We start from the raw sequence: 12,025 nt of genomic DNA, 5'->3' as shown, positions 1-12,025 counted from the left end.
GTCGGGATGGGCGGATCTGCGAGCCTGTTTTGCGGCGCCTCCGCGGCAACCCAGCTTCAGACGTCAGAATCGCGATTTTCGCGTGGGAATGCGCCTGTTCGAGAAACTGGAGCGCAAGGATTCTACGGCTTGGAGAGCCTGGCCTTCGCCGGTTCCGATGTTTTCTTCAACCCAAGTGAAGTAGCGATGGGCTTCATTCAGGATTCCAGGAATGAAGTCGCTGGGGTCAACGCGGTGCTTCAGCTGGTTCACAGTGAAAAGCGTCGACCGTCCCCTCGCTTCCAGGCGAAGTGGTACGGGCTGGCCTGGAAACAGCCGTTCAGCCGAACCCGTTTGCAGGTACTCCTCGACAAGTTCAATCAACTCGAACCAGATTCCCGTCACTTCACCCCACAGCTCGCCCGGAATCAAAACGATCCCGTGGTACGACAGGGAGAGGAAACCTTCACTGCCGTACGGGTTTCTGTTCAATCGATCCCGCCAAATGCCGGCGGCGCGTTCAGGCTCCTGGAACATGCTCACCAGGTAGTTTTCGGGATGCGCGACGAAATCGTCGAGGTCCGTCACCGTGTGCGGAACCAAGATATACGGTTCGCTCTGTACGGCTTGCTCTTTCATCTCACCTTGATTCGTGCCGAGGGCCGGAATGGATGGCTCGGCCCCATGCTGGCGAGCAATTGGTGCGTGGCGTTGTTCCCGTTGCCATACGTTGCATTCGCTGGCTTGTCCCACTGGTTTTCAGTCTACTTTGCTCCTGCTTGATAGGGGGCAGGCACTGGATTGCGAGCGTCATTGGCGGTCAGGCTTGTCGAGTTGCCACCTGTTCTATCCGAATTGCGCCCACTACCCTGTCCTGCCAGCTCCGCTGGGATATTATCGGGATACGGCCTGCATCTTGGCAAGAAATCCCCTTGCCGCTGGTGCGGCAAGGGGATTGTTGCGGCTCAAGCGCCAATGCCTAGCTCTGGACGCTTGAACGATCCTCGCGGAAGCGTGCAGGCCAGACGCCCTGCTTGCCCGGGGCCAGGACGCCCGCTGGATCCAGCGCATCCTTGATTTTCTCCTGCAGGCGGCGTGCTGCGTTGCCGTTGAAATCGAAGCCGTCGGCAATGCGGTCCATGTAGTCCACGTGGCTGCGGTACGGTGCGTAGCCGCGGGCGCGGGCAGCATCGAGCAGCTCGGAGTACAGGGCGCGCGCACGGGTGAGCATCTCTTCGTTGCCGCGCTCGAAGAAGATCATCGTCACATGAACCATATGGCGCGGATACAGGTGGTACCCGATGTACAGGTCGAATCCGTGCTTCTCGTAGAGCTTCTTGGCTTCCTGGTAGAACTCGGCCACCAGTTCGCCACGAGCCGGGATGATCGGCGCAGCGTCGATGTGTCCGCCGTTTTCGGCGGCCCAGCCCACGGTGGACAGCGGCTTCAAGGTCGGGACGCCTGCCATCTGGGTGCGGTCCTGGGTGGCGATGTCCTCATGCTGCAAGGCCAGGCCCTCTTCGCCCGAATAGAACCGGGCGTCAACGCGGGCACCGGGGATCACGCTGATCCGGTCCTTGACGATCTGCAGTCGGCGTTCGCATAGTTCACGGTCGCCGTAGAAAGCGAACTTGCAGTTCCACTGGCCAATACCGAATTCCTGGCGCATTTCTTCCAGGCGCCAGTCCGGAATGGAGCCTTCGCCGTCCCAGAAGTCGGCACGGGATCCGCGCATGGTCGCGGCGCGGACGACGTTGCCGCACAGCGCGTTGTTCTGGATGATTTCCTCGCGGCGCAGAGCCGTGAGGATGTCGATCAGCTGCGGCAGGTGCGCCTCGTCATCGACGAAAATATCGCCATTGACGTAGGTGTGCGGTGCTGGCATCAGCCACAGGCCGACCTGGGTAACCACTCCGTAGTTGGACTGGGTGAACAGCCCATCCAAGGTCGGGCCGAAGCCTCCCTGGAAGATCGGGCCCAGCTCGGTGCCGTCCATCGCTCCCATGCCGGTGCGGACCAGGTCGCCATCGGGCATGACTACTTCCATGCCGCACAGGGACTTCACGTGGTCGCCCAGCGGGGTCATGCCGTAGCCGCGGTCGAGCATATTGCCCATCACCGAGCCCCAGCCCAGCGCCGGCACCGACATCCACACCTTCAGGCCGCGTTCCTTGATGTATTCGAAGAGGTCGAAGAAGGTGACGCCGGGCTCCACCACGGCGTAGCACAGGCGGTCATCTACGGTGATGATGCGGTTCATGCGGCTCAGGTCCAGCGCCACCATGCCGGTATCGCGTGGCTCCGGGCCGCCGTAGCCCAGGTTCTTGCCGCAGGAGAAGGTCCACAACGCGACCTCGTGCTCGGTGGCCAATTTGACGATGCCTTGGACTTCTTGGGTGTTGGCCGGGCGGACACCGGGCCACGGGGCACGGCCCGGGTTCAACGGGTAGGGATCAAGATAGCCCTCGGAATCTCCCAAGGGAACAACGTTTTCTGCGCCAACGATTTCCTTGGCTGCCCGAAGAAATTCTTCACGACGATCCATGATTCACCCTTCTACTGGCCACCGGCTATCGCCGCGGCCTCACTGTCTTAATCTAAAAATCTTGTTTTGTTTGCGGTCATCATCAATAAGCTTGATGTCATGAGCCTTGTGTCCCACCCGCAGCTGACCTTGCGCCAGCTCTGGCATTTCGTTGTCGCTGCCGAAGCCGGAACCATGGCCGAAGCCGCCCGGCGACTGCACCTCGCGCCCTCGGCGATCTCCATGTCCATCGCCGAACTCGAGCGCATCGTCGGTGCCGAGCTGGCCGTCAAGCGCCGGGCCAAGGGGCTGACGCTGACCGCGAGTGGCAAGACGGTGCTGCTCCAGGCCCGCGAGCTGCTTGACCGGGCCCATGATCTGGAGACCATGGGGCAAGGAACCCGCGAAGAGCTTGCCGGCCCGTTAACCGTTGGCTGCTTCATGCCCTTGGGCCCGGTCATCATTCCTCCGATGCTCAACGCCTTCGCCCAGCAATGCCCGAAAGTGGAGGTCGATTTCCTGGAGGGGTTCCACCAGGAAATGCAGGATGCACTGCTCGATGGTTCCATCGATGTCGCCTTCCTCTACGGATCGGAGATCTCCCCGGCCCTGCGTTCGGCCACCGTGGCGATGGCCGAAGCACAGATACTGCTGCCTTCCGGGCATCCGCTGGCGGGCAACCCCTCAGTGTCGCTTCGTGAAATTGCCGAGGAGCCGCTGGTCCTCTTCGAATCCGAGCCGATCACCCAGCGCATTCTCGGCCTGTACCAGGGCAGCGGGCTGGAACCGATGATCCGGCACCGCTCGCGTTCTTATGCAACCGTCCGATCGCTGGTCAGCACCGGCCGCGGGGTGGCGGTGCTGTTCCAGCAGCCGGCCCTGGAAGCGCCCTATGAAGAGCTGAATGTGGTGCTCAAGCCGCTGAAACTCGATGACGAAAATATCGCAGTGGTTCCAGTTTCGGTGGCTTGGCCCCGTACTTCGCGGCTGAACTCCCGTGCCCAGGCCTGGGTGGAAGTGGCCGCGGAGCTCTTCGAGAATGCGGGCCGGCGCGGCTAGCTGCTAGACGCGCGAGCGGATCGAGGACGGGTAGGACAGCCCGAAGTTATCGCGCAGGGTGGTGCCCTCGTACTCGGTGCGGAAGTAGCCGCGGTTTTGCAGTTCCGGGATCAGCTTGTCGCAGATCAGCTTGAAGCCGCCCGGGTTGAACGGTGCGTTCAGGTTGAAGCCGTCGCAGGCCTTGGAATCGAACCAGTCGATCATGCGGTCGGCCACGGCCGAGGCGGTGCCGGCCATCCACTGGTGTCCGGTGGAGCGGGCCAGGTCAACGATCAGCTCGCGCAGGGTCATGCCCTGGTCCACCGACTTGCGGCGGTAGATCTGGTAGCGCGAACCCAGGGCGGGGTCATCGGAGAACCACTCGGCGGGAATCTTCTCGTTGAAGTCCAGCGAGGACAGATCCATCTTCAGATCGGCACCCACCTGCACGCGGCCGTTTTCCAGGTGGATGTGGTTGGCCAGTTCCTCGGCCAGCTCATCTGCTTCGGCCTGGGTGTCGCCGAGGATCGGCAGGATGCCCGGGATGATCTTGATGTCGTTGGGGTTGCGGCCCTTGGCAGCCGCCATCGCCTTGAACTTGGCGTAAAACTCCACCGATGGTTCCTTCAGCGGCTGCGCGGTGTAGATGCCATCGGCCACCGAGGAGCCCAGTTCCATGCCTGGTCCCGAGGAGCCGGCCTGCACCAGCACCGGGCGGCCTTGCGGGCTGCGCGGCATGTTGATCGGGCCCTGCACCTTGAAGAATTCGCCCTCATGGTTGATCGGATGGATCTTGTCGGTGTCCACGTACCATGCCGACTCCTTGTCGTTGGTGACGGCGTCGTCTTCCCACGAATCCCACAACTGGTTGGCTACCTCGACGAACTCGGTGGCGCGGCGGTAGCGGGTGGCCGGATCCGGCGCGCAGTCCATGCCGAAGTTCTGGAAACCATCGGAGCTGGTCACGATGTTCCACCCGGCGCGGCCACCTGACATGTGGTCCAGTCCGGCCATCTGGCGGGCCAGGTTGTAAGGCTCCGAGAAGGAAGTGGAAACGGTTCCGATCAGGCCAATGTTCTTGGTGCGTGCTGCCAGTGCGGAAAGTACCGAGATCGGCTCGTAGAAGCCGTTCATCTTGATATCGCCGCGCATCACGGTGTTGGCATGGACGATGTCGCCGAAGAAGATGGCGTCCAGCTTGGCGTCTTCAGCCATCTTGGTCAGGTCGTAGACGAATTCCAGGTTGGCCAGCTCCTCGGAGCGCGAGCCGTCGATGCGCCACGAGTCCTTGTGGTAACCAGCGGGGAGCATGAAGGTCGTGAGCACCATGTGCTGGGGGTTCTTGGGAGTCATTGAAACTCATCCTTTCCTGCGGATGTGACGGGAAGCACTGAGTCCATGGTTTCAAGAGTCTCTAAAGTCGTAAATGGAGAACTTTTGCGCCATAGGGTTCAGAAAAATTGATGTTAGGTGTTAAAAGCTGGTCCGCGTATCAACTGATACGCGGACCAGTGCCGGGGTTCAGGCGTTCAGCTTTGCGTTGGACGGCGCTGACGCGGCTGCCTTGGGAGGCAGGGCGGCGCCTTCCGGGCTGATGCGGATGGCGACCAGCCCGACGATCAGGATTGCCACCCAGAAGATGCCTACGGCGGTGATGCCGAAGCTGACGGCCAGCGCGGTGCAGATCATCGGGGTGAAGCCGGCCCCAAGGGTCGAGGAGCCCTGGTAGGCCAGCGAGGCGCCGGTGTAGCGGACATCAGCTGGGAACAGCTCGGAGATGTAGGCGCCGATCGGTCCGGCCAGGATGCCCTGGATGACGCCGTTGCCGACGATGACTGCAACTGCGAAGCCCCAGCCGGTGCCGTTGCTCATCAGGAAGACTGCCGGGAAAGCCCAGAGGATGCCGGCGGTGCCGCCGATGGTCAGGATCATCTTCCGGCCGTACTTGTCCGAGAGCTTGGCGGCCAGCAGGCAGACCACGATGGTGACCATGGCCGCGTAGCCCTTGGTGTTCAGCACAAAGGAGCGGTCCACGCCCTGGGCCGCGGCTTCGGAAACGCCCCACGAAGTCAGCACGCCCTGGCAGGTGTAGAAGCCAAGGGAAGCGATCAGGGTGATGATGACGGTGCGCGAATGGTTCTTCAGCACCAGCGAGATAGGAGTCTTGCGCTCCTGCTTGCGCTCGGCGGCCTTGGCATCCAGCTCCTGGAAGACCGGAGTTTCTGCGACCTTCAGGCGGATCACCATGCCGATGATGATCAGGACTGCCGAGAAGATGAACGGAATGCGCCAGCCCCATTCCAGGAACGCATCACCGGTGGAGAAGGAGATGAAGGAAACCAGGAAGGTGGCCAGCAGGCCACCGGCCGGTGCGCCGGCGTTAGCGAAGGATGCTGCGAAACCGCGCTTGGAAGCGGGTGCATGTTCCAGGGCCATCAGGGTGGCGCCGCCCCATTCGCCGCCAACTGCGACTCCCTGGACCACGCGGAGCAAGACCAGGATGACCGGGGCAGCTGCGCCAATGGTTGCGGTAGTCGGCAATAGGCCAATGGCAACGGTGGCTACGCCCATCATCATCATGGAAAGCACCAGCATCTTCTTGCGGCCAAGGCGGTCGCCGAAGTGGCCGAAGACGATGCCGCCCAGCGGGCGGGCAATGTACCCGACGGCCAAGGTGCCGAAGGAGGCGAAGAGTGCCAAGCCCGGGCTCAGGTTGCCGAAGAAGACCTTGTCGAAAATCAGCGACGCCGCAGTGGCGTACAAGATGAAGTCGTAGTACTCGATGACGCTGCCCAAGAAGCTGGATCCGAGAATGCGGCGCAAATCCCTGGTGTTGAGGGAGTCGCTTGGCTCCATTGCCGGCACTGGCTGGTTCTGTTGCGAGTCGGACACGTCGAGAACCCTTCCTGATCGCTGATGTGACTTAAGCCATAGTGGCCCATTTCACTAACCTTGTCCACTTTTTACGCATTTTAAGACAGATAATATTTTCTTCGGCCTTTGAAAACCCTGTAATCCTGCGGGTTTGAAAAAATTCTTCGGTCCAGAGCTTGATCTGGGTCACACAAGTTATATAAACTGATGCACAGAATATATTTTTGAACCCGCTCAGCGGGACGCCCGATAAGGAGCAGCGAAGATGAGTGCACGCACTGGAGAGCAGTACCTGGCAGGGCTCAAGGATTCCCGCGAGGTCTGGCTGGGCGATCAGCGCATTGACGTCACCGAGCACCCGGCATTTGCCGGCTCGATCAACGGCATGGCCGCCTACTTCGACTACCAGCACAAGTACGCCGATGACTGCCTGATGAACGACGAGCAGACTGGCGAACAGCACAACGTCTCCCTGCTGCGTCCCAAGAACGCAGAAGACATCGCCCGCCGCCACCGCGCGTTCGACCGCCTGGCCCGCTACTCCAATGGCATGCTCGGACGCACCCCCGACTACGTCAACGTGGTGCTCGCCGGCCACGCCTCGCGCCCGGACATCTTCGCCAAATCCGGCGACCCGGTCTACTACGAGCGCCTGGAGAACTACTGGCGCCATGTGCAGGAAAATGACCTGGCGCTGACCCACACCATCGTGCATGCGGCCATCGACAAGTCGGTCGGCGAACTGCAGGGCATCAATGAAGAGCTGACCTTGCGCGTGGTGGACCGCACCGCTGAAGGCCTGATCGTGCGCGGCGCGAAGATGCTCGCCACCCTGGGCCCGATCGCCGACGAGCTCTATGTCTACCCGGCGGTGCCCATCCAGAAGGGCTACGAGGAATACGCGCTGTCCTTCGCGATCCCGGTCGCCACCAGCGGCGTGGTCTCGGTCTGCCGCGACCACTACGGCGTGGACCAGCCGGTAGTGGACAAGCCGTTCTCCTCGCGCTTCGACGAGCAGGATGCGGTCATCATCTTCGACGACGTGCTGGTCCCTTGGGATCGCGTGTTCATCGACGGCCAGCTCGATGTCTACAATTCCCTGAACGCCGGCACCGCCACCGGCAACACCCAGCAGCAGACCGCCATCCGCGCCTCGGTGAAGCTGGAGTTCGCCTACGACCTGTGCGTGCAGATGGCCAAGGTCACCGCCACCGACAACAAGCCGGACACCGCATCGATGCTCGGCGAGATCTATTCCTACCTGCGCATCGCCCGCGCCGTGATCCACTCGGCCGAGGTTAACGCGTCCGAATGGGGCGGCGGGGCGTTCTTCTGCCACGACGACATCTCCGCGCTGCGCACCATGATGCCCATCTGGATGGCCCGCGTGAACGACATCATCAAGTCCATGGGCAGCCACAACCTGCTGGCCACCCCGACCGCGGCCTCCTTCGAGGACCCGCGCCTGGGCCCACTACTCAAGAAGTACCTGCCGGGAGCCAACGGCATCGCGCCAGAGGAACGCGCCAAGATCTTCCGCACCGCTTGGGACTTCGCCGGATCCGCCCTGGGCAGCCGCATCGAACTGTACGAGCGCTTCTACCTGGGGTCGGTCAGCCGTGCCCGCGGGCTGGATCACCGCAAGGCGCAGATGAAGGGCGAGACCGGTGCCTTCGAGGCGATGTTCGCCGAGGTGGGGATCAGTCCGGTCATCGCCGAGCAGGCCGCGCTGGACCTGGACGCCGCGGCAACGCGCGCCTAGGGAAGCAGGAAAATCATGGCTAACCCGACGCCCGATGTGCTCGATGCGCTGCTCGAGCACCTGCTGGAAACCCAGTACGGCCAGCTGCCGACGGCCACGATCCAGCGCGTGAAGCAGCGCCTGCTGGATTCGGTGGGCGTTGGGCTGGCAGGGCACCGTGCCGACGACATTGCCGGACTTATCGAAGCGGCGCAGGCCTGGGGCCACGGCGATGAAGCAACCGTGCTGGGTACCGGAATCAAGCTTCCGGCCACCTCCGCGGCCTTCGTCAACGCGGCCTCGATCCGCTCCTTCGACTTCGAGCCGGTGGAAGCCGAAGGCCCGGCCGGCAAGCAGGTCGCCGCCCACATCTCCGGAACCACCGTGGCCGTCGTGCTGGCCCTGGCCGAAGCCACCGGCGCCACCGGAGAAGAAGCACTGGCCGCGCTGGCGCTGGGCGATGACCTGGCAGCCCGCCTGGCCATCGCCGGCGGCTTCGACGTGTACTCGGGGCAGGATAATACCGGCACCTTGAATGCCCTGGCCGCCGCTGGAATCGCCAGCCGGATGCTGGGCCTGGACAAGGCGCAGGCACGCCATGCCATCGGCATTGCGGTCAACCAGGCTTCGGGCAATGTGGCGGCGATCTTCGATGGGGCCAACGGCTTCAAGCTGCCCATGGCCTTCGCCGCCCGCGCCGGAATTTCCGCCGCGCAGCTGGCCAAAGCCGGCATGAAGGCGGCGGATGATCCGCTGACCGGCAAGCACGGCTACTTCCAGCTGTTCGGCATCGACGCGCAGCCGGAACTGGCGGTGGCGGATCTTGGCGTGAGCTTCCATGGGGACTGCACGATCAAGCCCTTTGCCAGTTGCCGGGCCGCGCAGCCTTCGCTGCAGGCCTGCGCGGAACTGGTGGCCGACGGCACGGTGGGCTACAAGGACATCGAATGCCTCACCGTCCACCTGAGCGAGCGGACCCTGAACGGATTCGTCGGGGCGCGCTTCGAAGCGGGGGACACCCGCACCGTGGCAGCCCTGTTCTCGGTGCACGCCACCGCGGCGATCGCCTTGATCCACGGAACGGTTCGCCCCGAGCACCTGACCGCCAGCGCGCTGGCGGACCCGGAGCTGGCGCAGATGCTCGGGCGCATCGAGCTAGCCGGCACCCTGCCCAACAGCCAGCGGCTGACGGCGGAGATCACTGCACGGCTGCGCAGCGGCGAGGTGCGCCACGTGCGCGTGGAGCAGCCGGACGGAAACATCTTGCGCACACCCCTGGAGCATGACCAGGTAGTTGAGAAGTTCTCGAAGAATCTCGAGTTCTCGCATCCAGAACTGGCAGCACGCAAGGACGCGTTGCAGCACCAGCTCGAACACCTCGCCAGCGCACCGGATCTGACTGATCTGATGGCGGCGCTGGACCCCACCAGAAACTTCACCCCGAATTACCAGGAGCAACTCCCATGAGCATCACCAACCTTGAATCGGTCATCCCAGTAGACATGAACACCTTCCGCAACGTCGTCGGCCACTTCGCCTCCGGTGTCACGGTGATCACCACGGCCGTGGACGGCCAGCTCTACGGCACCACCGCTTCGGCAGTGTCCTCCCTGTCGATGGAACCGCCAATGATGCTCGCTTGCCTGAACCGCTCCAGCTCCACCCATGACCGGGTAGTTGAAGCAGGCGTCTTCGGCATCAACATCCTGGCCGAGGACCAGGGCGCGCTGGCCTTCCACTTCGGCCGCAAGGGCGAGGACAAGTTCGCCACCGTGCCGCATACCCTCTCCGCGGAGGGCATCCCGCTGATTGACGGCGCATTGGCCACGATCGTATGCCATGTGGCCGAAACCCCTACCGGCGGTACCCACACCGTTTTCCTGGGACTGGTCAGCCACGCTGAAGCCCATGACCGCGAACCGCTGGCCTACTACCGCGGAACCATGGGCCGCCTCGAGCCGACCAAGGAGTTGGCTGCCTACCAGGCCACCCGCACCTGGGTGCTGCTGCGCACCAGCCCACTGGGCGAAGACCTCGACGTGGATGCCATCGCCGCGGCTTCCCGGGCCGACGCTGATCATGTAGCCAACGCGCTGGTGAAGCTGGAAAGCGAGCACCTGGTCTTCCGCACCGAAACCGGAAAATACCAGCCAAAGCCGATTACCGCAGAATTGACCGATTCGGCCTACGACTCGCGCGCCACCATCGAGTCCGGGGTGATCGCCTCGCACCTGGGCAAGATTTCCGAAGAGACCATTTCCAGCCTGCGCGAGATCACCGCGAAGCTGGCTGACCTGCGTGAGACTTCGGAATCCGACCTGGAAGAGTTCTTGGCCCTGAATGTCGCCTACCACGATGCTCTGGTTGGCGTTGCCGGCTCCAGCCAGCTGGTGGATTCCTTCCGCCGTTTGGGAATTGGCACCGTCTGGCGCCAAGCGCTGACCGCAGAGCAGTGGTCGCGCCAGCTGGACCACCGCCACGTTGCCGAATTGACCGAAGCGCTGGCTGCCGGTGACGCGCCAGCGGCCCAGGCAGCGCTTGCCGCGCACACCGAGTTCGGCAAGGCGCTGGCTCGTGAAGCAGTGGCCCGCCATGGCGGCCAGGTTTAGGCATTGAGGCGATAGCCACTGTGGAAAGGCGGCAGGTTGGAAGATCCAGCCTGCCGCCGTGGCTTTTAAAGCGTCGAAGTGCGGGCCTATTGCGCTGTGGCCCCGACAAAGAGGCGCAGCTTCCACTGGCCGCCGGTCTTGGCCCACACCGTGCGGTTGGCAGTTGCCAGATGCTTTTCGACGCCTCCGGAAATCAGATGCATTTTCATGCTGCCTTCGACGACCACCACGTTGCCCTCCTGGGTAACGGATTCGAAGTCGTGGCTGAGCGCCAAATATTCGACGGCCCCGGAACCGAGCAGTTCCAGCAATGAGTCGCGGTCATCGACACGACCGGTGGAGTGGGTGTACTGCAAATCCGGCTCAAGCAGGTTCCCCAAGGTTTCGAGGTCACGGGCGAGCATGGCCGAAAGGCGCCGTTCTTCTGCGATGCGCAGTTCCGATTCAAGTGCCGCAGGGTCAATAGTCGTCAACGGTGATGGCTCCTAAGTAGCGTTTGGTTCGTAGGCAATCTACCAATAAGCAGTGGCGATGTGCGGATATTAGCGAGTGCTTTTACTGGGTGAGATGGAGTTTCAGGGTTGATCCCAGAAGTGGAAACTATCAGCCGAGGGTATGAGCCGGGCACGGGATAGTTACCTCGCATCGCTGATTCCCCGGGCCGCGGAAATTTCTACGATGGAATCATGCTCAAGAAAAAGTACCTCGCCACTGGCGCGCTCGCCCTTCCCTTCGCTCTCCTGCTCACCGGCTGCAGCGGTTCTGATCTCTTCGTCGACAAGTACGATGAATCCACCACTCGAACTGCCAAAACTTCAGAGAAGGCCGTGGCCGATGGCGTGCTGCCCGACTGGGTTCCGTCCGGCGGCACCGACGTTCAGCTGGTCCAGCGCAATACCGGCGCTGAACGCATCTTCGTGCTGAACTACGACGGCAAGCTGGACAGCGAACAGTGCAAGGCGCTGGAAACCGTTGGGAATCCGACCGAAGCCGAACTGGCCAAGGCCTACGCTTCTGACCCGCGCACCAAGAACCTCGAGCCTGACGAGATCTCAGCTACCCGCACCTTGGATGCCGACTGGTGGCCAGCCGATGGCCAAAGCGAGACGACTGATCTGTGCGGGCGCTTCTGGGTCCATCAGTCAGAGGGCAAGCTCTATGCCTTTGCTCCGGACATGGTTGCCCAGGTCCAAGCCATCGAGAAGGAGCGGGCCGCCAAGGAAGGCAAATAGAGGCTGGCCGCCACTAGCTGGGCTGGAG

10 protein-coding genes are annotated in these 12,025 nt (G+C 62.6%); 5 read left to right on the top strand and 5 right to left on the bottom strand.

Annotation, left to right across the window (positions count from 1 at the left end; all coding sequences use genetic code 11):
• Window positions 1-63: 63 nt before the first annotated feature.
• The gene (locus tag ACNPN0_RS15045; RefSeq protein WP_332486465.1) at window positions 64-732 is read right to left on the bottom strand and encodes a hypothetical protein; all 669 of its coding nucleotides are present in this window, start codon (window positions 730-732) and stop codon (window positions 64-66) included.
• A 226-nt stretch (window positions 733-958) separates the two neighbouring features.
• Window positions 959-2,524, bottom strand: a complete 1,566-nt coding sequence (locus ACNPN0_RS15040; RefSeq protein WP_105656464.1) for an FAD-binding oxidoreductase — start codon at window positions 2,522-2,524, stop codon at window positions 959-961.
• A gap of 99 nt (window positions 2,525-2,623) precedes the next feature.
• Here ACNPN0_RS15040 and ACNPN0_RS15035 point away from each other — a divergent pair, with 99 nt between their 5' ends.
• Window positions 2,624-3,562 (top strand): LysR family transcriptional regulator, encoded by a 939-nt coding sequence (locus tag ACNPN0_RS15035; protein ID WP_448938181.1) that lies wholly within the window; start codon window positions 2,624-2,626, stop codon window positions 3,560-3,562.
• Between the two features lie 3 nt (window positions 3,563-3,565).
• Here ACNPN0_RS15035 and ACNPN0_RS15030 read toward each other — a convergent pair whose 3' ends face one another.
• Together ACNPN0_RS15030 and ACNPN0_RS15025 are read right to left on the bottom strand one after the other, a co-directional pair.
• Window positions 3,566-4,894, bottom strand: coding sequence for an NtaA/DmoA family FMN-dependent monooxygenase (locus ACNPN0_RS15030; protein WP_448938182.1), 1,329 nt, complete (start codon window positions 4,892-4,894; stop codon window positions 3,566-3,568).
• Window positions 4,895-5,062: 168 nt separating this feature from the next.
• Window positions 5,063-6,433, bottom strand: a complete 1,371-nt coding sequence (locus tag ACNPN0_RS15025) for an MFS transporter (protein WP_402735452.1) — start codon at window positions 6,431-6,433, stop codon at window positions 5,063-5,065.
• Window positions 6,434-6,680: 247 nt separating this feature from the next.
• Between ACNPN0_RS15025 and ACNPN0_RS15020 the strand changes: the two genes are divergently transcribed.
• Genes ACNPN0_RS15020 through ACNPN0_RS15010 form a run of 3 tightly spaced genes read left to right on the top strand, consistent with a single transcriptional unit; the run spans window position 6,681 to window position 10,765 of the window.
• The gene (locus tag ACNPN0_RS15020) at window positions 6,681-8,177 is read left to right on the top strand and encodes a 4-hydroxyphenylacetate 3-hydroxylase family protein (protein ID WP_133833894.1); all 1,497 of its coding nucleotides are present in this window, start codon (window positions 6,681-6,683) and stop codon (window positions 8,175-8,177) included.
• 15 nt (window positions 8,178-8,192) lie between these two features.
• Entirely contained in the window at window positions 8,193-9,623 is a 1,431-nt protein-coding gene (locus tag ACNPN0_RS15015; protein ID WP_448938183.1) for an MmgE/PrpD family protein, read from the top strand.
• On the top strand, window positions 9,620-10,765 hold the full coding sequence (locus ACNPN0_RS15010; protein ID WP_448938184.1) for a flavin reductase: 1,146 nt from the start codon (window positions 9,620-9,622) through the stop codon (window positions 10,763-10,765). Before ACNPN0_RS15015 ends, ACNPN0_RS15010 begins: the two co-directional genes overlap by 4 nt.
• 86 nt (window positions 10,766-10,851) lie before the next feature.
• On the opposite strand, the gene ACNPN0_RS15005 is transcribed toward ACNPN0_RS15010, so the two are convergent.
• The gene (locus ACNPN0_RS15005; RefSeq protein ID WP_105656458.1) at window positions 10,852-11,238 is read right to left on the bottom strand and encodes a nuclear transport factor 2 family protein; all 387 of its coding nucleotides are present in this window, start codon (window positions 11,236-11,238) and stop codon (window positions 10,852-10,854) included.
• A gap of 213 nt (window positions 11,239-11,451) precedes the next feature.
• On the opposite strand from ACNPN0_RS15005, the gene ACNPN0_RS15000 reads away from it, so the two are divergent.
• Entirely contained in the window at window positions 11,452-11,997 is a 546-nt protein-coding gene (locus ACNPN0_RS15000; RefSeq protein WP_332498767.1) for a hypothetical protein, read from the top strand.
• Window positions 11,998-12,025 lie beyond the last annotated feature (28 nt).

Source organism: Glutamicibacter sp. AGC84 (assembly GCF_053543575.1).
Note: the sequence above shows the minus strand (reverse complement) of the source record. Positions and strands in the feature narration are given on the sequence as shown.

Excerpts from the sequence above, each read along its gene's own strand:
- ACNPN0_RS15035 (WP_448938181.1), top strand. The coding sequence starts at position 2,624 with ATGAGCCTTGTGTCCCACCCGCAGCTGACCTTGCGCCAGCTCTGGCAT.
- ACNPN0_RS15000 (WP_332498767.1), top strand. The coding sequence starts at position 11,452 with ATGCTCAAGAAAAAGTACCTCGCCACTGGCGCGCTCGCCCTTCCCTTC.
- ACNPN0_RS15010 (WP_448938184.1), top strand. The coding sequence starts at position 9,620 with ATGAGCATCACCAACCTTGAATCGGTCATCCCAGTAGACATGAACACC.
- ACNPN0_RS15020 (WP_133833894.1), top strand. The coding sequence starts at position 6,681 with ATGAGTGCACGCACTGGAGAGCAGTACCTGGCAGGGCTCAAGGATTCC.
- ACNPN0_RS15030 (WP_448938182.1), bottom strand. The coding sequence starts at position 4,894 with ATGACTCCCAAGAACCCCCAGCACATGGTGCTCACGACCTTCATGCTC.
- ACNPN0_RS15015 (WP_448938183.1), top strand. The coding sequence starts at position 8,193 with ATGGCTAACCCGACGCCCGATGTGCTCGATGCGCTGCTCGAGCACCTG.
- ACNPN0_RS15040 (WP_105656464.1), bottom strand. The coding sequence starts at position 2,524 with ATGGATCGTCGTGAAGAATTTCTTCGGGCAGCCAAGGAAATCGTTGGC.